This window comes from Luteibacter sp. P1_D3 (assembly GCF_056406135.1).
The window spans coordinates 42348-58690 of record NZ_JBFUAT010000007.1 but is presented as its reverse complement, the minus strand read 5'-3'; the positions used below and the strand labels follow the sequence as shown (position 1 = coordinate 58690).

Annotated in this window: 31 protein-coding genes; 20 read left to right on the top strand and 11 right to left on the bottom strand. The window is 64.0% G+C overall.

Going from position 1 to position 16343, the window contains the following annotated elements; genetic code table 11:
* Positions 1-26 precede the first annotated feature (26 nt).
* The 11 genes from AC1DYM_RS06870 to AC1DYM_RS06820 form a co-directional block, all read right to left on the bottom strand.
* The gene (locus AC1DYM_RS06870; RefSeq protein ID WP_477337237.1) at positions 27-467 is read right to left on the bottom strand and encodes a DUF551 domain-containing protein; all 441 of its coding nucleotides are present in this window, start codon (positions 465-467) and stop codon (positions 27-29) included.
* Between the two features lie 10 nt (positions 468-477).
* Positions 478-1140: a hypothetical protein gene (locus AC1DYM_RS06865; RefSeq protein WP_477337236.1), complete on the bottom strand. Its 663-nt coding sequence runs from the start codon at positions 1138-1140 to the stop codon at positions 478-480.
* 9 nt (positions 1141-1149) lie between these two features.
* Positions 1150-1377 (bottom strand): hypothetical protein, encoded by a 228-nt coding sequence (locus AC1DYM_RS06860; RefSeq protein ID WP_477337235.1) that lies wholly within the window; start codon positions 1375-1377, stop codon positions 1150-1152.
* Positions 1374-1730 carry a hypothetical protein gene (locus AC1DYM_RS06855; protein WP_477337234.1) on the bottom strand — a complete coding sequence of 119 codons (357 nt, stop codon included), beginning with the start codon at positions 1728-1730 and terminating at the stop codon, positions 1374-1376. The genes AC1DYM_RS06860 and AC1DYM_RS06855 overlap by 4 nt, the downstream gene beginning before the upstream one ends.
* Positions 1724-2269 carry a Ref family recombination enhancement nuclease gene (locus AC1DYM_RS06850; protein WP_477337233.1) on the bottom strand — a complete coding sequence of 182 codons (546 nt, stop codon included), beginning with the start codon at positions 2267-2269 and terminating at the stop codon, positions 1724-1726. Before AC1DYM_RS06850 ends, AC1DYM_RS06855 begins: the two co-directional genes overlap by 7 nt.
* Positions 2266-2664, bottom strand: coding sequence for a hypothetical protein (locus tag AC1DYM_RS06845; RefSeq protein WP_477337232.1), 399 nt, complete (start codon positions 2662-2664; stop codon positions 2266-2268). The genes AC1DYM_RS06850 and AC1DYM_RS06845 overlap by 4 nt, the downstream gene beginning before the upstream one ends.
* A gap of 40 nt (positions 2665-2704) precedes the next feature.
* A complete protein-coding gene (locus tag AC1DYM_RS06840; protein ID WP_477337231.1) occupies positions 2705-3001 on the bottom strand; it encodes a hypothetical protein in 297 nt (98 codons plus the stop codon).
* Positions 2991-4340, bottom strand: a complete 1350-nt coding sequence (locus AC1DYM_RS06835; RefSeq protein ID WP_477337230.1) for a replicative DNA helicase — start codon at positions 4338-4340, stop codon at positions 2991-2993. Before AC1DYM_RS06835 ends, AC1DYM_RS06840 begins: the two co-directional genes overlap by 11 nt.
* On the bottom strand, positions 4337-5170 hold the full coding sequence (locus AC1DYM_RS06830; protein WP_477337229.1) for a hypothetical protein: 834 nt from the start codon (positions 5168-5170) through the stop codon (positions 4337-4339). The genes AC1DYM_RS06835 and AC1DYM_RS06830 overlap by 4 nt, the downstream gene beginning before the upstream one ends.
* Before the next feature lie 458 nt (positions 5171-5628).
* Positions 5629-6084 carry a phage regulatory CII family protein gene (locus tag AC1DYM_RS06825; RefSeq protein ID WP_477337228.1) on the bottom strand — a complete coding sequence of 152 codons (456 nt, stop codon included), beginning with the start codon at positions 6082-6084 and terminating at the stop codon, positions 5629-5631.
* A 180-nt stretch (positions 6085-6264) separates the two neighbouring features.
* Positions 6265-6495: a hypothetical protein gene (locus AC1DYM_RS06820; RefSeq protein WP_477337227.1), complete on the bottom strand. Its 231-nt coding sequence runs from the start codon at positions 6493-6495 to the stop codon at positions 6265-6267.
* Positions 6496-6629: 134 nt separating this feature from the next.
* Here AC1DYM_RS06820 and AC1DYM_RS06815 point away from each other — a divergent pair, with 134 nt between their 5' ends.
* The 20 genes from AC1DYM_RS06815 to AC1DYM_RS06720 all read left to right on the top strand — a co-directional run bounded on the left by AC1DYM_RS06815 (position 6630) and on the right by AC1DYM_RS06720 (position 16337).
* The gene (locus AC1DYM_RS06815) at positions 6630-7265 is read left to right on the top strand and encodes an XRE family transcriptional regulator (RefSeq protein ID WP_477337225.1); all 636 of its coding nucleotides are present in this window, start codon (positions 6630-6632) and stop codon (positions 7263-7265) included.
* 364 nt (positions 7266-7629) lie between these two features.
* Positions 7630-7923 carry a hypothetical protein gene (locus AC1DYM_RS06810; RefSeq protein ID WP_477337223.1) on the top strand — a complete coding sequence of 98 codons (294 nt, stop codon included), beginning with the start codon at positions 7630-7632 and terminating at the stop codon, positions 7921-7923.
* Positions 7924-8032: 109 nt separating this feature from the next.
* On the top strand, positions 8033-8257 hold the full coding sequence (locus AC1DYM_RS06805) for a hypothetical protein (protein WP_477337221.1): 225 nt from the start codon (positions 8033-8035) through the stop codon (positions 8255-8257).
* A 667-nt stretch (positions 8258-8924) separates the two neighbouring features.
* Entirely contained in the window at positions 8925-9176 is a 252-nt protein-coding gene (locus AC1DYM_RS06800) for a hypothetical protein (RefSeq protein WP_477337219.1), read from the top strand.
* On the top strand, positions 9173-9415 hold the full coding sequence (locus AC1DYM_RS06795) for a hypothetical protein (RefSeq protein ID WP_477337217.1): 243 nt from the start codon (positions 9173-9175) through the stop codon (positions 9413-9415). Before AC1DYM_RS06800 ends, AC1DYM_RS06795 begins: the two co-directional genes overlap by 4 nt.
* Positions 9412-9771 carry a hypothetical protein gene (locus AC1DYM_RS06790; protein WP_477337215.1) on the top strand — a complete coding sequence of 120 codons (360 nt, stop codon included), beginning with the start codon at positions 9412-9414 and terminating at the stop codon, positions 9769-9771. Before AC1DYM_RS06795 ends, AC1DYM_RS06790 begins: the two co-directional genes overlap by 4 nt.
* Positions 9771-9902 (top strand): hypothetical protein, encoded by a 132-nt coding sequence (locus AC1DYM_RS06785; protein ID WP_477337213.1) that lies wholly within the window; start codon positions 9771-9773, stop codon positions 9900-9902. Before AC1DYM_RS06790 ends, AC1DYM_RS06785 begins: the two co-directional genes overlap by 1 nt.
* 61 nt (positions 9903-9963) lie before the next feature.
* Positions 9964-10182, top strand: a complete 219-nt coding sequence (locus AC1DYM_RS06780; protein ID WP_477337211.1) for a hypothetical protein — start codon at positions 9964-9966, stop codon at positions 10180-10182.
* Positions 10182-10697, top strand: a complete 516-nt coding sequence (gene ssb, locus AC1DYM_RS06775; protein WP_477337209.1) for a single-stranded DNA-binding protein — start codon at positions 10182-10184, stop codon at positions 10695-10697. The genes AC1DYM_RS06780 and ssb overlap by 1 nt, the downstream gene beginning before the upstream one ends.
* Positions 10698-10731: 34 nt before the next feature.
* Positions 10732-10971, top strand: coding sequence for a hypothetical protein (locus AC1DYM_RS06770; RefSeq protein WP_477337207.1), 240 nt, complete (start codon positions 10732-10734; stop codon positions 10969-10971).
* Positions 10972-10974: 3 nt separating this feature from the next.
* Positions 10975-11178 (top strand): hypothetical protein, encoded by a 204-nt coding sequence (locus AC1DYM_RS06765; RefSeq protein ID WP_477337205.1) that lies wholly within the window; start codon positions 10975-10977, stop codon positions 11176-11178.
* Positions 11175-12110, top strand: coding sequence for a DNA cytosine methyltransferase (locus AC1DYM_RS06760; RefSeq protein WP_477337203.1), 936 nt, complete (start codon positions 11175-11177; stop codon positions 12108-12110). The genes AC1DYM_RS06765 and AC1DYM_RS06760 overlap by 4 nt, the downstream gene beginning before the upstream one ends.
* A complete protein-coding gene (locus AC1DYM_RS06755; protein WP_477337201.1) occupies positions 12107-12895 on the top strand; it encodes a DNA-methyltransferase in 789 nt (262 codons plus the stop codon). The genes AC1DYM_RS06760 and AC1DYM_RS06755 overlap by 4 nt, the downstream gene beginning before the upstream one ends.
* Entirely contained in the window at positions 12892-13473 is a 582-nt protein-coding gene (locus AC1DYM_RS06750) for a FaeA/PapI family transcriptional regulator (RefSeq protein WP_477337199.1), read from the top strand. Before AC1DYM_RS06755 ends, AC1DYM_RS06750 begins: the two co-directional genes overlap by 4 nt.
* 2 nt (positions 13474-13475) lie before the next feature.
* A complete protein-coding gene (locus tag AC1DYM_RS06745) occupies positions 13476-13823 on the top strand; it encodes a hypothetical protein (RefSeq protein ID WP_477337197.1) in 348 nt (115 codons plus the stop codon).
* Positions 13820-14545, top strand: a complete 726-nt coding sequence (locus tag AC1DYM_RS06740) for a 5' nucleotidase, NT5C type (protein WP_477337195.1) — start codon at positions 13820-13822, stop codon at positions 14543-14545. Before AC1DYM_RS06745 ends, AC1DYM_RS06740 begins: the two co-directional genes overlap by 4 nt.
* Positions 14542-14766: a hypothetical protein gene (locus AC1DYM_RS06735; protein ID WP_477337193.1), complete on the top strand. Its 225-nt coding sequence runs from the start codon at positions 14542-14544 to the stop codon at positions 14764-14766. Before AC1DYM_RS06740 ends, AC1DYM_RS06735 begins: the two co-directional genes overlap by 4 nt.
* Positions 14763-15026, top strand: coding sequence for a hypothetical protein (locus tag AC1DYM_RS06730; RefSeq protein WP_477337191.1), 264 nt, complete (start codon positions 14763-14765; stop codon positions 15024-15026). The genes AC1DYM_RS06735 and AC1DYM_RS06730 overlap by 4 nt, the downstream gene beginning before the upstream one ends.
* On the top strand, positions 15023-15967 hold the full coding sequence (locus AC1DYM_RS06725; protein WP_477337189.1) for a DnaJ-like cysteine-rich domain-containing protein: 945 nt from the start codon (positions 15023-15025) through the stop codon (positions 15965-15967). The genes AC1DYM_RS06730 and AC1DYM_RS06725 overlap by 4 nt, the downstream gene beginning before the upstream one ends.
* Positions 15960-16337 (top strand): hypothetical protein, encoded by a 378-nt coding sequence (locus AC1DYM_RS06720; RefSeq protein WP_477337187.1) that lies wholly within the window; start codon positions 15960-15962, stop codon positions 16335-16337. Before AC1DYM_RS06725 ends, AC1DYM_RS06720 begins: the two co-directional genes overlap by 8 nt.
* Positions 16338-16343 lie beyond the last annotated feature (6 nt).

Here is a 16343-nt window from a genome sequence, read left to right as displayed (position 1 = left end):
GAGGATAGCGATTTTTTGGGTGGGCATCACCCACCCAGTTCAACGGGTAGATCCGGCAATGGCACCCAGTGCGTCACGCTATGAGTGTCGAGCATCGATATGTCGTCATGCAGCCCATAGTCGCCGAAATAATGCGTCTCGTCTGCCATCCACCCGGCGCCGTTGAAGAATGCGACACAGGGGATACGCTCGCCCATCTCATGGACAAGAACTCGAGTTCCATCCTTGGGCGCTGTCGCGATGGGTTGCCAAGCATGGCGAGCACCTACAAGCGGTCCATAGAACGATACATATTCCGGCAACTCATCGGCTGGCGTCTGCTGGTCCGCGCCAGCGTGAGCAACGCAGCCGTCGGCAACGTAGACCACGTTCCACTCGCGCGGGAACTCCTGTCCATCAGGGATCCACATGGCCAGTTCGTGGGTGCACCAGTAATAACCGGGCGTCATCGATTTAAGGTCTTTCATGGCTGCCATCCTACGTGAGGGCGTGCTGGAACTGGCGCTCGGCTTGGTGGAGGTCATCGGTGCAACGCTGGAACGTCCAGTCGTAGACCGACGCCCAGCCCTCCCGGTAGGTCTTCCACGAGAAACCGGCGAGCTCGGCGCGGCCACGGTCGCTCAGGCGCAGGTGGCCGGCTCCCGTGCACTCGGTGCAGGCCTTGTAGACGCCCATGGTGTTCGCGGTCATGCCGCGCCCGGAGCAGTACTGACAGAGCCCTGCGCTGGCCAGCTCGTTCAGGACGGCGGTCCGAACCTTTCCGTAGCCTTCGGCCAGCGTCGTGAGACCGCGCTCGGTGATGACCAGGCGCGGCCACCGGTTCGCGTGCGCCGTCGCGTAGGCACCCTGCCCTCGGCTGCCACGGGACGCGATCGCCAGAAGACCGTCAAGCATTGACGCCTCGCGTTTCGCCCACTCGTCGCGCATCAGGGCGTCGACCATGTCGTTGAGTTGATCCTTGGACAGCTTGGCGCCATCGGGCCACCAGACGCGACACAGCACCTCGCGGCCGATGCCGGCGGCGACCATGCCCAGGGCAGCGGCGACGTCCGTGGCGACGATGTCAGGGATGCCACCCGACCCGATGTCGAACCTGCAGTTCTTGGCGTTGAGCATGGCGAGACGTTTCCCGGTGTGCATGGTGTTCCCCTATTTCTGATGCGTGTCGTGCACGGCGCCAGCGGCACCGCTCTTTTTCTGTTGCTTGGCGATTCGCCGTACGAGAGACGCTGCCGCTATCAGGTCGCGGGCCGCCTGGTCACAGCGGTTTGCGATGTCGTCAAGGCTTAACGATGGGTCGGCGATATCGGCGGTCAGGCGCGAGACTGCGTCCAGCTTGTACTGGGCGCGTTCCGCGAGCAGGCCGCCAAGGTTCATGCCGGCGACACTTCGATGCGGACGCTGTACTGGTGAGGCTTGCCGCGCTCCTGGTCATACGTGAAGCGGATCTTCGTCTTGTCGTTGTCCGCGATGCCGTAGGCGTCGGCCACGCCGTCACGCATGGCCTTGAACATCCCCGGCAGGTTGTCGTCCTCGTCGATGCGGCGTGGCGCCACGCGGACCATGTGCACGACCACAGGAAGCGGTGGGCGTTTGGCGTCGAGCAGCAGCCAGTGTGCTGTCTGGCGTTCTCGCTTCGTGCGACGCGCCTTCACCAGGTAGTGTCCGCGCGAGTTCGGGCCGGCCAGCAGCTTGAAGTCGTCGACCTCGATGACCAGCGGCTTCACCATGACGCCTCCGGTCCGAACTGGGGCGCCAGCTGCGCGAGCATGGTTTCCTGGTAGGCGAGCAGCTGCTCGTCCGTGCCGTAGAACTCGTGGAAGCGGCGCGACTCGCGCTCAAGGCTGGGCCCGAAGCATATGGCGTGCCACTGATAGCCTGCTTCGGGGTATGGCAGGCGTTTTGATTGATGGTGGAAGTGGCATAGACACACGGTCGCGTCATGGCCGATGCGACGGCCGCCGGACAGAAGGTGGTGCATCTCAAGGTCGTTGCCATAGCTCGCACGCGCCAGCCCATGATCGACGCCGTTGAGGTGGCAAGCGACACAGCCGCGCGCCTTGGCATCGGCCCAGCGCTTCTTCTGGGCCTTGGTTGCCACAGGCTGCCGGCGGACCGTCAGACCCTTACGGCCATACACGGCGATGACCTTCCCCGACTCGTCTAGCTCGACCGTCACGCGCTTCGCAGCAGCCTTGACGACGGCTGTGGCGGCGAAGCCACGGGCGGACTTGATCGGGGTCTTGCGCAGCAGAGGCGCTCGTTTCACTGGCCGGATTCCATGCGGCGCACGGCCTCGACCACGCATGCCTCAGTGAACGCACGCCGGTCCTCAGTGACGAAAACGATTGGTGAGCAGTCGCTTTCGCTCAGCCGAATGATCGTTGGCGCAGTGCCCCAGCGGAGTCCGGGTGCGGGTACGGGCAGTGCCTTGGGATGCGTCGGCATCCTCTTGGGTGGCGCGCCAGCACTGAAGCCGTGCGTAATCGCCGGCGGCGCCGGCGGTTCGGCCAACTCCTGCACGAGATCGCACAGGTCAGTGATGTGTTTCTTCGAGGACTTCGTGGCGAACCGAGAGGTCTCCACATAGTGGCGTGACCATTCCAGCGCTAGGCGAGCCCTGATCCTCAATGGCAGCTTGGACTTTTCGGGTGTGTCAGTCATGGCGTGGCTCCATTCCGGGCTTGATGGCGCGCTGCATGCGCTAGCGGTAGGTGGCGTTGGTCTCGGCTTTCTTGCCGTAGAACTTTCGCCAGGAGGCCTCGTAGGCCGGAAGGTGCGCCAGCTTGTCGCCGGCTACGCCGATTCCTGGAAGCTTCACCGGTGCGCCGAGCTCTTCGCCGGCGGCGTTCACGGAGTGCCTCAGCTTCGGCGCCAGGCCTGCTTCGCGGAGCCCATCGAACAACTCCATCGCATAAGGGTGGCGCGCACGGTTGGCCTCGCGCTCCTGCTCGATGCGCTGGCGATCAGCGGTGATCCGCGTCAGCAGGTCAGTAGTCATAGGCGCCGTGGTGCGAGAGGTCGCGGAAGCGCATGGTCTCGGCCTGCCAGACCGCACGAACGAAGCCCGTCGGACCGTGACGGTTCTTCTCGACGCTGATCTCGGCGATGCCCTTGTCCGGCGTGTCCTTGTTGTAGACCTCGTCCCGGTAGAGCATCAGGATTTGGTCGGCTTCCTTCTCGATCTCGCTCGAGTTGGCCAGGTCGCCCATGTTCGGGCGCTTGTCCGCGCGCTTTTCGACGTCGCGGTTCACCTGGGCAAGCGCCACGACGGGGATGTCCAGCTCGCGGGCGATGTCCTTCAGACCGATGGCAACCTCGCCCACCTGGTCGATGCGGGAGGCGCGCGGGTCGTTCCCTTTGACGCGCTGAACGTAATCGACGAGAAGGCGCTTGATACCGTGCTTCTGCTTCCAGCGGCGGGCGATGCGCTGCAGCTCGCCGATAGTCATGCCGGCCTGGTCGCAGACCATGAGCTCACGAGGGTTCTCGGGGTCCAGCAGCGCGGCGGTAGCGTTGAACAGCCGCGCCAGGTCTTCGTCGTCGTGCGAGCCGTTGCGCAGCCGTGAGGCGTTGACGTTGCCCTGGATGGCGAGGATGCGCGAGCCGATCTGGACCACCGGCTGCTCGGTGGAAATGAGCCCCGCGTCGCCGTCATCACCGAGCGCCATGTTGAGCAGCAGCGCCGTCTTACCCATCGACGGACGCGCACCGATGATGATCAGGTCCGACTTGTGCAGTCCGCCGAGCACGTCGTCGAGCTCCGTCAGGCCGGTGGGGATACCGGGGATCTTGCCGCCACGAGCCTTGGCGGCGTCGGCGGCGTCATACGCGATCGTTAGGGCCTGACGGAGCGTGTACTCGGTGCTCTTCTCGATGTGCTGCATGCCCATCAGCTGAGCAATGCCACCATCCACCAACGCCGTGGCGTCTTGCTCGGCACCGAAGGCGTTCTCCACCATCTGGGTCGCAACGTCGATCACACGGCGGCGGACGGACTTCTCACGGACGATGGCGGCATACGCCTCGATGTTCGCCGCGCTCGGGGTGTTGTTCACCAGGTCGAGCAGGTAGGCGGGCTCGATCATCTCGATGCCGTTGCGCACGAACCACTCGCCAAGGGTGATCGCGTCGCACGGCGTGCCACGGCGCGCCAGCTCGATCATGGACCGGTAGATCATCCGGTGGTCGCGGCGGTAGAAGTCGTCCTCGACCAGCTTCGCCGACACGGCGTCGATACGATCCGGAACCATCATCAGGCCACCCAGCACGCTCTGCTCGGCGTCCACGGCCGATGGTGGAACGCGCAGACCCATCCAGCCAGTCTCGGGCGGCCTCATCGGCGAAGCTCCTGGCGATTGCGCGCAGGCTCAGAACGGCCACCGAAGCCGGTCGGGCCGCGCGCGTTGCGGATCCAGTTCCGGTAGGTCGCGTCCCAGTCGAGCTTCGCTGCGTCCCTTCCGGCCTTGGCGTGCCAGTGGTCGCGGAACTTGGCCGTCTCCACGCGAAGGTCGATGTCGGGGCGTTCGGCGCGGGCCGCGGCGATCAACTCGCTCGAAGGCTTCCAGTCCGCAGGAAGGCGGGTGCCGTTGCGCCTCGGCGCCTTTTCGCCGGGAGCCTGATCGGAAACAAGAGCAAGTGCAGCGGGCGCCGACGAAGTTGGCGGCATCTGCTCTTGCTTCTTCTCTTCTACTCTCCTCTCCTCTCCTCTGTCGTGACCGCCCGTGACATTGCGTGACTCAATGTTGTGAGCCGTGACGTCATGGGACTTGTCACGCTCTCGCTGAGCACGCTTTCGGTCGGCCGCAGTACGGTCCTCGGCCTTGGGCTGCCTACGATTCCACGAGGTGAGACGCTCACCTTCGATGGTCTTCCCCTGCATCGCGATGAAGATCTGTTCGACCTCATCCTCGGGTATGTCGAGGGCGGCACCGATGTCCTCGTGCGACCAGTTGCACAGCTCGCCACGCACAGGAGACTGTGACGCGTTCTCCATCATCGCCGCCCAAATGGACACGACGTGACCAATCGTGACATTGCGTGACAGTGCCTTTGATGCGCGTGACGCGATGGTCCGCCACTTCGGATCTGTGACGGTGCCGTGGTGCCAGCGATACCAGTGTTCTGTTGCCATACCTACTCCGGCGTCCGGGAAAGTGCAGACACGCAACCGACCGGACTCGGCTGTCCCCGGGTAGCTACCCCCGAGTTAGCGTGCTGCTGGTTGAACAACGAGGCCTGCGGCGAAGGCGCCAGCGAGGCGAGATACATTTCGGCAGCCGTGAGCTGCTCAGCTGTCGGCCCATGCGCCAGCACGGCAGGCATGACGGCCCGCGCGTAGTGGTAGCCAGGGGACGACAGGCGGTTCACCGAGCTGGACTCAGCGAGGGCGAGCAGGTGAAGAGCCGACCATTCCACTTCTCGGACGGGTCGATGGCTGCCTTGTCGTAGCCGTTCGCGTCAGCCCATGACGGGCGCGGTGACGGGCATGGGATGCTCGGGCTTGTGAAGCGGCATGCCATGTCGTCACACCAGCACATACGGGACGGGCTACTCATCGGCCGAACCTCCGCAGGGCGTTCATGGTGTGGATCCAGATCAGCAGCTCGGCGCGGGTGAAGATCATCATCAGCTGAGCCTCACCTGGTTCTGTATCGCGGCGACGAGATCGACCACGGTCTTCTGCACATCCATGCCGGCGTTGGATGCATCCTTCGCCTCGTTGTGCGTGATCACGCCGTCCTCGCGGGCCTCGGCGATCGTGCCGGCGAAGGTGCCCGTCGCACGCATGAGCTGAAGCACGAGCTCGTCCACGCGGTTCTGCGCATCGGCGCGCTCGGCTTCGAGGTCGTCGCAACGCTGGAGGACGTAGCCGTGCGTGTGCGCCAGCGCGTGCAGGATGCGGTGGTCACCGGTGACGGTCATCAGCAGGTCGGCTTCGGCCAGCGTCAGGTGGTTCCGGTCGTAGCTAGGGTTGACCTTGCCGCGCAGCAGCGCGCCAGACATGTCGAGCCGCGGCGCCAGCGATTCCGCGCCGCCGGGATAAGCCTTTACCGTTGCCTGGGCTGCATCGAGGACATTCATGCGGGTCAATCTCAAATGGTGAGCCGCGTAGGCCCGGTAGGTAGAGTCGTCACCATGGAGATCACGACAAGGGAATCAGGGAACGTCGAAGCGGTGGAGCGTCAGCGCCCTGCCCGCTTCCTCGTGGGCCAGAGCGCGCACAAAGCGAAGGCCAGCAGCGCGAGCGCATCGGCGCCCACGTCAGCTGGCCTTCCGGGTCAGAACAACTTCAGCTGCTTCGGCCGTCGCCCCTGCCGAGGCGGCCGTGGGTCGGTGTCGTTCGCGGGTGCTCGCGCCGAACGCGCCAGGCTTGATGACGAACCGAATCTTGAGATCCATCCATTCGGGCATTTCGCCCGGAGGAAGCTTGTTGATGGCCTGACGGGTGACGCCAAGGGAGCGGCCGAGCGCGGCCTGGTTGCCGTCGAACAAGGCAAGCGCCTGCTCTTTGGTGAGTCGATTGGTCTCGRTCATGGCGCTAGTCAACCACAGTTGTCTACATGAGGTCAACTACAGGTTACTCTTTCTCGTCAACAATAGTTGACATGGGAACTCTGGCTGAGCGGTTGCGCGAAGCGCGCGAAGACAAGGGGGCGAAGCAGGAAGACCTGGCCGACGTGGCTGGTGTCTCGAAGCAGGCTGTCTCCAAGATTGAGAATGGCGGCACGCTGAAGCCGGCCATGTCCACCATGGAGCCGATTGCCCGGTTCCTGGGCGTGACCGTTAGGTGGCTCGTCGATGGCAAGCAGCCCAAGCACCCCGAAGACATCGTCGCTGAGGAAGGCTGGGCGGACATCATAGGCGTGCGCCAGGCTGCAGCCCTGGGCGAAGGTGCCGTCATCGATGAGTACGCCGAGACCCACAAGCTGAAGTTCCGGGCCGAGTCCCTGCGCCGCAAGCGCCTGCGTCCGGACCGCCTGGCCGTGCTCTACGGCAAGGGCGAGTCGATGCTGCCGACCATCAAAAACGGCGACGCCATCCTCTTCGACACTTCAGATATCGAGCCCCGTGACGACAAGATCTATGTGATCAGCTACGAAGGCGCGCTCATGGCCAAGCGGCTAATAGAGATCGGCGGGAACTGGCATATCCAGAGCGACAACAGGGACGACCCGAAGTGGCGCAAGCCGGTGCCGGTCGACGAGACGAAGCAATTCGCCATTCACGGCCGCGTGCGGTGGATCGGCAGCTGGGAGGATTAATGGGAGCGCCCAAGGACAACGAGACGTTCACCTATACGACGGACGATCTCAACAGGGTCTTCGCCGATTTCCCCGGGGCAAGGGGGTGCCCGATCTGTGCCTGTACAGAGTGGGACGGGATTTTCGATGAAGGCACATGCCAGGTGCTGCCATGGGGCAAGCCGTCTGGAGACATGGGAATGAACGGCATCGCCGTAATCACCCTGGCTTGCCAGCGGTGCGGGTACGTCCGGCAACATACTCACCTCCGAATCAAGCAACTCGTGGAGAAATCGAGGGAATGACCATTCACCAGTTTCCCCAGCGGCCAGCTGGTGGTGGTACCGACCTTGCGGGCACGGGCGAGCCGCCCCATGATGGAGGTATGGAAGCACGCGTCGCTGCCCTTGAGAGTGAGTGTCGGTACATTCGTCGGGATCTCGACGAAGTCCGGACGGACGTGCGTGCCGTGAAAGACCGCCTGGGCTCCATCGACAGCACACTCGCCGCAATGTCGGCCAAGCTCGACACGTTTCCAACCAAATTGCAGCTGTCCATGTGGGCAGGCGGTGGCCTGATTGCCCTCCTTGGGATCGCGGCGGCACTGATTGCTCTTCTGCTCAGACTGTCCGGCCACCCGACTGCGGCTGACGCGGTGGATGCGGCGCGAGGAAAGTGATCGAAAGCCCGCTTCGGCGGGCTTTTTCGTGTAGGCGTTCGCCTACATACAGCGGCCGCCAGTTGCCGCAATATCTCGCGCGACAGCCACCAACTGAACGGAATCTTTCATGCCGCGCCTCCCCTTGTTGGCCCTTTGCGTGTTGCTGTCCGCCTGCGGCCCGTTCCGCGCCAGACCAGACCTACGCATCTCGACCATGACGCTCCCCGAGCAGAGCGACACCTGCATCCGGGGCTTCAAGGCGCGGAGCAACGGAACGATCGGCCAGTACGACACGAAGGTGGTCGAGGTGTCCAACGATCCATGCGTACCCAGCGCCAAAGCCTCCCCCTGACACCTGCGCCAGAGCCCTTAGGGCATCCTTTTTCGTATCATGGGCGACAGGTTTTTGGGGGCTTCCATGTTTGCACTGGTAGGCGTCATGGCGATTGCCGCATTGGCCTCGCCGCAGATGGTAATCGATCTGCCCAAGCTGCAGGTCGCTCCCTTCCGGGTCGGCGGGCCGCCTGCGATGGCAGAAGTGCCGGTATGCGCTTGTCCGACCCAGTGTGAAGCGGCTTGGAGTACAGCTACAGCGAGCATCGAGGAACTGAGTGGCATGCGCCTCCGGCTTGCGAGCCCTTCCCTGCTCGAAACCTACGTGCCGACGGGCGCAGGCCTCTTTGGCGGTAGGGTGACGCGCCAACCGGTCGGCAGCGGCGCATATGCAATCCACGTTTCGTTTGATTCCTGGGCGCCCGGTCAGAATACGGAGGCAAGGCGGCGACTCGCCCTGCTCAACGACCAACTACGGTCGGCTATCGCGGCTGCAAGTTGCGGCACCTAAATCGGCCGGATCTCAATCAGGCAGCGTCGTAAGGGTCTAACGGCTCAGCGACCGGCGTAAGCCCGCCATAGCGGGTTTTTCTTCGCCCGAGAATATTTCGACAACTGTAGTTGACTACGGCTAGACAACTATGGTTTACTTCTCCCACGCCACCAACCGGCGAAGGGAGAGGACGATGGGCACCAACGCACTCATTTCGAACCACCAGCAGCTCGCCGACAGGACGGGCGCCCTGGTCAAGGTCGTCAACGACCTGATCGCCGACATCGAGTCGGATATCTCGGCGCCGACCGATGCCGCCTTCCATGCGAAGGATGCGTTTAAGGCCCTCGCCTCTGCCCATAACGCCCTAATCGACAGTGCCCGCGAGCGTGCCGCGTCGCATTACCTGGGCATGGCGCATGACGCGCAGCAGGCTGCCGCATGAACACCGACGCGCCGAAACTGGATGTTCTGGGCCTGCTCTCCGCACTCGACGGGAACACCTCAAGCCTTAAGCTCAACTCGCAGGTGTACCGCGCACGCAACGGGCTGGCCGAACTGTTCGAAGCGAACAAGCTCCTGCTCGAATCTGTGTCGCCCAAGATGTGCTTTCGCAACGAAAAGGAGCGCGAGGCTTACGATCGCATCCAGAAAGCCCTTGAGCGCGTCGGGGGTGCCGCGTGAGCCGCCTGACCATCAGCCAGCGTGCTGGCCTCTATGCTGCAGTGAAAGCCGCGGGCGACCGCGAGGTGCGCGCTGCCGAGCAGCTGCAGAACGCTGCGTCATCCACACCGAACCTGCAGCGCTTTTTCGAAAGCCCGCAGGGCGTCGTGCTCATGCTGATGGTTGGCCTCGCCATATTCGGCCTGGCTGCCTGCGGAGCGTTCAAGCCCGGCGGCCATCCGCCCTCGACGCTCACCCTGCCTGATAACGGCGACCACTGCGTCCGCGGCTATAAGACGCGGCAGATCGGATCGTACGGCGCCCAGGGAGCACCGGTGGTCATGGTCACAGACGTGCCTTGCACGGCGAAGCCGTGATGGAAGCACGCATCCAGCGAGCCATTGCCTGGTGGATGTCCGCGCCCTGCGACGAGAGGACGGCCGTGCTGCTCTTCGTCCTCCCTGCCCTCCTTCTTCCCATCGCGCTCGCGGTCCTGCCGCACCGCTGAAGCCCACCGTTCGTCACGCCTTAACGCCACGCCGGGGCGACCCGGCAAAGGAATTCGCACAATGAGCAAGACCCCGACCCGCATCTACATCGTCAACCGCGCTGACTCGAAGCCGCGTCTAGTGCGTGCGACCTCGCAGCCGCAGGCCCTTCGCCACGTCGCGCTCGACGAGTACACCGTCGATGTCGCCAGCCAGGACGAACTGGTGCGCGCGCTGCACGACGGCGTCGACGTCGAGACGGCGAAGGCCGAGACCGTGACCCAGGGCGAGCCCGCCTGATGAGCCGCGGCGTCAACAAAGTGATCATCGTCGGCAACCTCGGCGCCGATCCTGAAACCCGCTACACGGGCAGCGGCACGGCCATCACGTCGCTTCGCATCGCGACCTCGGAAGCCTGGACCGACAAGGCCTCGGGCGAGAAGCAGGAGCGTACCGAGTGGCATCGAGTGAAGCTGTTCGGGAAGCTGGCCGAGATCGCCGGCGAGTACCTGAAGAAAGGTCGCCAGGTCTACATCGAAGGCTCGCTGCGGACGGACAAGTACACCGACCGCGACGGCGTCGAACGCTACTCGACCGACATCATCGGCAGCGAAATGCAGATGCTGGGTGGTCAGCCCTCCGATCGACCGTCAGACCGTTACGGCGAGTCGCGCTACGGCGGCGGTGAGCGTTCCAACGGTGGCACCGGCAAGGGCCGTGCGCAACGTGACTTTGCCCAGCGCACCCACGACACACAGCCTCAGTCCGCCGCATCGGCAGACGATGGCTTTGACGACGACACGATTCCCTTTTAGCAACGAGTCGGCTCCGGCCGGCAAAGGAATTTCCATGTACGTGACCGTTGAGGTGGAAGTAGATCGCGAGGACATCCTCGGCGCCATGACCGACGACGACCTTCGAGGCTTGGGCCTCGAGCGGAAGGTGCCGATCAACAGGCCGAAGACCTGGTCAGAGGTTGCCGGCGCCATCCGTCGCGGTGACTTCGAGAGGGCTAGCCAGATGCTCACGATCTTTGCCCAGCACGACGGTGGAGACCTTCCGCCGTTCGCGATCACTAAGGCGGCCTGACCTATGCCGCGCACGCCCGACATGCTCACCGGCTGGTTCGACAACCAGGCAACACGTCACCGCGAGTACTGGGACAACGGTGTCAAAGGGCGACACGCGCATCGCAGCGCCATCTCTGAAACCAACCCGTGGCGCGAACTACGCGCGCCGTGGGGCATCTATCCCGATCTTCCGCAGAACGCCAACGCATCGCAGGACGTCGCGTGACCGCTTACTACAACGAAATTGACCTTTACGCAGCGCAATGGCTGCGCAATCTGATCGACGCTGGGCACATCGCGCCAGGCGTGGTCGACACCAGGAGCATTAAGGATGTTCGACCCGAAGACCTCGTCGGATTCAAGCAGTGCCACTTCTTTGCCGGAATCGGACGGTGGGCTCTTGCCGCTCGCATCGCAGGCTGGCCCGACGACCGTGAGCTCTGGTCGGGCTCCGCGCCGTGCCAGCCGTTCAGCGTCGCCGGCAAAGGCAAAGCGCAGGCTGACGATCGGCACCTGTGGCCCCACCTTTTTCGACTCATCCGTGCCCGCAAGCCCGATGACTTCGTGGGAGAGCAGGTTGCGGCGGCGGTTGGCAAGGACTGGCTCGACGGAGTGTTTGCTGACCTGGAAGGCGTCGACTACGCCTGCGGGGCGGCCGTTGTCCCGGCTTGTGCCGTCGACGCCCCCCACCGACGTGACCGTATCTGGATTGTGGCCCACGCCGGCAGCGAGGGACTGGCGAAGCGAGAGCGCGAGCGCGGAGTTCTACGAGGCTTGGGCGGCGAATCCCAAGGGAAAGACGCTGCCAATGACGCTGGCTCTAGCAATGTGGGCAACGCCTACGGTTCATTCGCCGGGCGGATCTCCGGAGGCGTTCCTAGCGAGGAAGGAAGCACTCGACGGCGCATGCGGGGTATCTCTGACAGACCTTCGCATGCAGGCACAGATGGCAGCTTCTGGGATCACGCCTCCCAAATGCTCGGACACGACGGAAAAGCCAGGCGCGTTAAACCCGGCATTCGTCTGCTGGCTCATGGGGTTCCCGCCCGAGTGGGACGCCTGCGCGCCTACGGCAATGCCATCGTCCCGGAAGTCGCGGCCGAAGTGATCGGCGCGCTCATGGATTGCTACCCCGGCGATCAGCGGGCGGCCGCATGAAGTACGCCCTCCACACCGGCGACTGCCTAGACGTCATGGCGTCAATCCCTGACGGCAGCGTCGACCTGATCCTTGCCGACCTGCCCTACGGTTCCACGCGCTGCGCTTGGGACATTGTCATCCCCTTCGCCCCGCTGTGGGCTCACTACAAGCGCATCGCCAAGCGTAATGCTGCGATCGTGCTTTGTGCCGCGCAGCCCTTCGCCAGCCTGCTGGTAACCAGCAACCTTCCCGCTTACCGGTACGAGTGGGTCTGGGAGAAAGGCAACGCCACCGGGTTCCTCAACGCAAAGAAGCAACCGCTTCGCGCGCATGAGACCGCCCAGGTCTTCTACCGGCGCCAGCCGACGTACCACCCGCAGATGACCTCGGGCCACGCGCGGAAGACGACCAGCCGGAAGACCGTCAATTCCGAGTGCTACGGCAAGGCCCTGAACCTGACCGAGTACGACTCCACCGAGCGTTACCCGCGATCTGTCCAATTCTTCTCCAGCGACAAGCAGCGGGGAAGCTACCACCCGACCCAGAAGCCCGTGGACTTCATGAAGTTCCTGATCGCGACGTATACCAACAGGGGCGACACCGTGCTCGACAACACCATGGGCAGCGGTACCACGGGCGTGGCCTGCGCCGAACTGCCCGAGCTCGACCTCAACTTCATCGGTATCGAGAAGGATCTGGACGAGAACGGCAACCCGCTCGGCTATGTCGACATCGCCCGCGGACGGATCGACGCAGCGCTGCGGGCGCGCGCCGCCTCTGCAGCGAAGGCGGTGGCCGCATGACCACCACGATCGACACGACCGAGTTCGAGAAGGCCGTGACCAGGGCGTGCCTGCGGGCCATCGCGCGCCGTGCTGCTGAGGAGCCCTTGCGGGGTGGCGACCGTACTGCCGTGATCTACGGGCCACTGATCGGCGAGATCGCGGATGAGGCCGACCTGTCGATTCCGCAGACGCGGCGGCGGCTCCAGGCGTTACAGCGTGACGGTCGGCTCCTGCGCGATGACAGGCGCGGTGGCAGCACTGCCTGGTGGCTCGTGGGTCTGGCCGCCGAGCAGTCGCCGAAGCCTGCGGTGAAACAGGCCGTGCCTATGACTATCACGCTCGCTGCCACCACCCAGCAGCAACGGGCCGCCATCACCGGGCTTCGTCAGACCTTTACGGGCTCGGCCGCGCGCCAGCACTGGAGCGACGTCCTCGGCGTGCCGCGCGACTGCTCCACCAGCGAGGCCCGCGCTGCCTTCCAGTCCGCATTCGCAGCCCTTGACCAGGCCGACCCGGACTATCCCAACCAGAGCCGCCGCGTGCGTGACGCCATCGATGCGTGCTGCCGCGACCACGAAATCCAGATCGAGGAATGAGCATGGATACCGCCATCCGCAAGCTGTTCGACCCATCCGTCATGCCTCCGCGCGACGAGGATGGCATGTGCGTCCACCCCGATCTGCAGTCGGATCGCTGGAACATGGACGACAACGAGGAGGCCTATGACCGCGCGAAGTTCGCGGCGGCAGGCTTCGAGATCGACTTCGTCTGGTTCGAGTCGGATGCCACCGAGGAACAGGCGAACGACTTCGTAGAGAGCGGGGACTGCGATGTTTCTCTCTGGACCCCGACTCCGCCGGCAGGCGAGGGCTGGTTGTTCTGCGGCATCTGGGATACCGAGGACATGCCGGTGGCGTTCTACGTGCGCGAAGTGGTGGCCGCATGAGCCGCCGACTTTACCTCGACCTCGACGGCGTCATGGCCGACTTTGATGGCACGTTCCCGGCCGTGTTCGGCCTGGACCACCGCGATATGGCCGACGACGACATGTGGCTGAAGATCAACGGACACCCGTCGTTCTTCCGCGACCTGCCGCCGATGGAAGGCGCTCTCGAGTTCTTTCGCTCGATCGAGCACCTGGACCCGATCATCCTCACGGCCTGCCCGAAGTCGAACTACGCGCACGTGGCCACGCAGAAGGTGGAATGGGTCCGCGCCCACCTCTCGGCTCACGTCACCGTACTGCCGGTCCTCGGCGGGTCCAGCAAGCCGCTCTTTATGCACGCCAAGGGCGACATCCTGATCGACGACTACCGGCGGAATACGGAGGCCTGGGCGGCCGCCGGTGGCACGGCCATCCTTCATCGAGAATTCGCTGCCACGGCGTTACGCCTCTCCGAAGAGCTCGGGTCTCTGATGACTCGCACCTCGGTCGTGCAGGCCGATCTTCGCAAGCTGAGCCGTGAGCTCTTCTACCTCTATGACTGGGCCGAGCAGCGCGTCTACGCCGATCCTGTTAAGTGCGTGAGCCTGACGGCACGCGAGGTTGTCGACATGGTGGAAGACATCCATGGGACCTACGAGGCATTGAAGGACGACTACGAAGGCCTGCTGGTCGACCACGAGATCTTACTCGCCGCGCGCGACAGCGAGGGAACGAAGGCATGAGCAAGATCAAGGTGAAAGTTCAGGTCGAGGACCTCGGATGCACGCTCGAGGTGTCGCTCGACATGGCGAGCGATGCTGACTTCCTCGCCCAGTTCGACACTTTCGGCGAGGCGGCAGAGCAGGCCGTGATCGACGGGGCTGAGAAGCTCGGCGCGGCCCTGCGGAGCGAGTACGACAAGCGCGACGCCGTCAACCAGCGCGTAAAGGAGCTCGGCGCATGACCAGGAAGACCATCAGCCAGCGCGAGGCGCAGGCGCTGCGGCGTCGTGTGGCCGATCTCGAGACGCGCGAGCAGAACCTGCGCACGACTTGGGCCAGCAGCTACCCGAACGGAACACACTTCGCCACCGTCCTGCTGGACGACGTAACGATGGCGAGGGTGTCCACGGCGCGCCGGCTCGGGCACGCCGTGATCGCGACCCACGATCGCAACACCCTCAACCTCTACGCCCTGCCTGTGGCGAAGGACACCGAAGCATGAGCAACGAACTGTGGAGCCTCTACATTGCCGGCCCCGACGATCTCGTCGCGATGCCGTCGAAGGCGGTGGCCGAGGCCGTAGCGCGCAACTTCAACGCCGTCTGGTACCGCTATGGCACCGAGCGCGACCTCAAGGTACGTGCCGTCGCGCATGTCGAGCCGTGGATGCACGGGAAGGAAGCGCACACCAAGGATCTGCGCGAGCATTTCTACGAGTACGCCGACCTGGTCCTCGATGAGGATGCCGCGCGGTTTAAGCCTGCGCAGCCTGTAGAGGCGGTGGATGTGGATCTGCCGGCTGGTTGGTCTGAGCTGTCTCTCACCATCCGGCTTAACGACGAGGACTGCTCGCCCATCGTCTTCATCGATGACGAAAAGATCGGGTACACGATGGCTTGCGTCATCGATGCTGTGCGCGACATGAAGCTAGCCCTCGCCCATCCCCGCCCCACGGGTGACGTCCCGAGGTACACGCATCTTCCTGTCGATCTGTGGGAAGCCATTGCCAAGAACAGCGTGTGGCTCATGCGGAACGCGAAGGACGGCCACTACACGTTGGACCAGGCGATCGAGTACCAATTGGGTGCGATCGCAACAGGACGCGATCCCACCCCCACGGGTGAGCAGGCTGGGGAGGTGGTGGTCCGGGAGCCGTGTAAATTGTGTTTCGGGCGGGGTGAGCGCACAGCAGATGGCAGCAATGGCCAGCGCGTTCGTTGCAAAAATTGCGATGGCACGGGTCAGATTTCGCGACATGCCCAGCCGCGCCCCGAAGGCGTGCCGGATGGGTGGCAAAAAATTGGCTTCATCGAACTGGCTGCCCTTGCGCGCCTCATGCAAGGAAGCAAGAAGGCGGAAACGTTGTTCGTCATTGGCGTAGGATGTAAGCCGCAAGATGTTTACGCGAAGCTCGGCGCCGCGCCGGAGGTGCCCCGTGGCTGAGTATTACATCGTCAGCGTGAAGCACACGCACCGCCGCGATCCCTTCATCACCGTATGGCGTCCGAACGATTCCGGCTATGCCTATCCGCTTTCGTGGGCCGGCAAGTACCCGGAAGACCAGGTTCTCGCCAAGCTCGGCTACTACAACAGCGGGTGCTCCGCCGTGGCTGTGCCGTGCGACGTGCTCGACAAGATCGCTGTCCCGCCTTCCCCTGGCATGGTCGACAACGACGCTGGTCCCATCGTCTTCAACAACGCCGCATCGTGGCGGGCAATCAGGGCCAACGTCATCATGCCACCGGCCTATCCGGTCATTCCTGAGTTCAAAGGATCGCGTCGCCCTGCAGCCGCCGAGGCGGTGCGGCAATGATCGGTC

Excerpts from the sequence above, each read along its gene's own strand:
- AC1DYM_RS06740 (WP_477337195.1), top strand. The coding sequence starts at position 13,820 with ATGAGCCGCCGACTTTACCTCGACCTCGACGGCGTCATGGCCGACTTT.
- AC1DYM_RS06800 (WP_477337219.1), top strand. The coding sequence starts at position 8,925 with ATGGGCACCAACGCACTCATTTCGAACCACCAGCAGCTCGCCGACAGG.
- AC1DYM_RS06770 (WP_477337207.1), top strand. The coding sequence starts at position 10,732 with ATGTACGTGACCGTTGAGGTGGAAGTAGATCGCGAGGACATCCTCGGC.
- AC1DYM_RS06780 (WP_477337211.1), top strand. The coding sequence starts at position 9,964 with ATGAGCAAGACCCCGACCCGCATCTACATCGTCAACCGCGCTGACTCG.
- AC1DYM_RS06825 (WP_477337228.1), bottom strand. The coding sequence starts at position 6,084 with ATGAATGTCCTCGATGCAGCCCAGGCAACGGTAAAGGCTTATCCCGGC.
- AC1DYM_RS06730 (WP_477337191.1), top strand. The coding sequence starts at position 14,763 with ATGACCAGGAAGACCATCAGCCAGCGCGAGGCGCAGGCGCTGCGGCGT.
- AC1DYM_RS06845 (WP_477337232.1), bottom strand. The coding sequence starts at position 2,664 with ATGACTGACACACCCGAAAAGTCCAAGCTGCCATTGAGGATCAGGGCT.
- AC1DYM_RS06765 (WP_477337205.1), top strand. The coding sequence starts at position 10,975 with ATGCCGCGCACGCCCGACATGCTCACCGGCTGGTTCGACAACCAGGCA.
- AC1DYM_RS06865 (WP_477337236.1), bottom strand. The coding sequence starts at position 1,140 with ATGCACACCGGGAAACGTCTCGCCATGCTCAACGCCAAGAACTGCAGG.
- AC1DYM_RS06795 (WP_477337217.1), top strand. The coding sequence starts at position 9,173 with ATGAACACCGACGCGCCGAAACTGGATGTTCTGGGCCTGCTCTCCGCA.
- AC1DYM_RS06785 (WP_477337213.1), top strand. The coding sequence starts at position 9,771 with ATGGAAGCACGCATCCAGCGAGCCATTGCCTGGTGGATGTCCGCGCCC.
- AC1DYM_RS06870 (WP_477337237.1), bottom strand. The coding sequence starts at position 467 with ATGAAAGACCTTAAATCGATGACGCCCGGTTATTACTGGTGCACCCAC.
- AC1DYM_RS06855 (WP_477337234.1), bottom strand. The coding sequence starts at position 1,730 with ATGGTGAAGCCGCTGGTCATCGAGGTCGACGACTTCAAGCTGCTGGCC.
- AC1DYM_RS06860 (WP_477337235.1), bottom strand. The coding sequence starts at position 1,377 with ATGAACCTTGGCGGCCTGCTCGCGGAACGCGCCCAGTACAAGCTGGAC.
- AC1DYM_RS06750 (WP_477337199.1), top strand. The coding sequence starts at position 12,892 with ATGACCACCACGATCGACACGACCGAGTTCGAGAAGGCCGTGACCAGG.
- AC1DYM_RS06840 (WP_477337231.1), bottom strand. The coding sequence starts at position 3,001 with ATGACTACTGACCTGCTGACGCGGATCACCGCTGATCGCCAGCGCATC.
- AC1DYM_RS06755 (WP_477337201.1), top strand. The coding sequence starts at position 12,107 with ATGAAGTACGCCCTCCACACCGGCGACTGCCTAGACGTCATGGCGTCA.
- AC1DYM_RS06805 (WP_477337221.1), top strand. The coding sequence starts at position 8,033 with ATGCCGCGCCTCCCCTTGTTGGCCCTTTGCGTGTTGCTGTCCGCCTGC.
- AC1DYM_RS06735 (WP_477337193.1), top strand. The coding sequence starts at position 14,542 with ATGAGCAAGATCAAGGTGAAAGTTCAGGTCGAGGACCTCGGATGCACG.
- AC1DYM_RS06835 (WP_477337230.1), bottom strand. The coding sequence starts at position 4,340 with ATGAGGCCGCCCGAGACTGGCTGGATGGGTCTGCGCGTTCCACCATCG.
- AC1DYM_RS06745 (WP_477337197.1), top strand. The coding sequence starts at position 13,476 with ATGGATACCGCCATCCGCAAGCTGTTCGACCCATCCGTCATGCCTCCG.
- ssb (WP_477337209.1), top strand. The coding sequence starts at position 10,182 with ATGAGCCGCGGCGTCAACAAAGTGATCATCGTCGGCAACCTCGGCGCC.
- AC1DYM_RS06810 (WP_477337223.1), top strand. The coding sequence starts at position 7,630 with ATGGAAGCACGCGTCGCTGCCCTTGAGAGTGAGTGTCGGTACATTCGT.
- AC1DYM_RS06725 (WP_477337189.1), top strand. The coding sequence starts at position 15,023 with ATGAGCAACGAACTGTGGAGCCTCTACATTGCCGGCCCCGACGATCTC.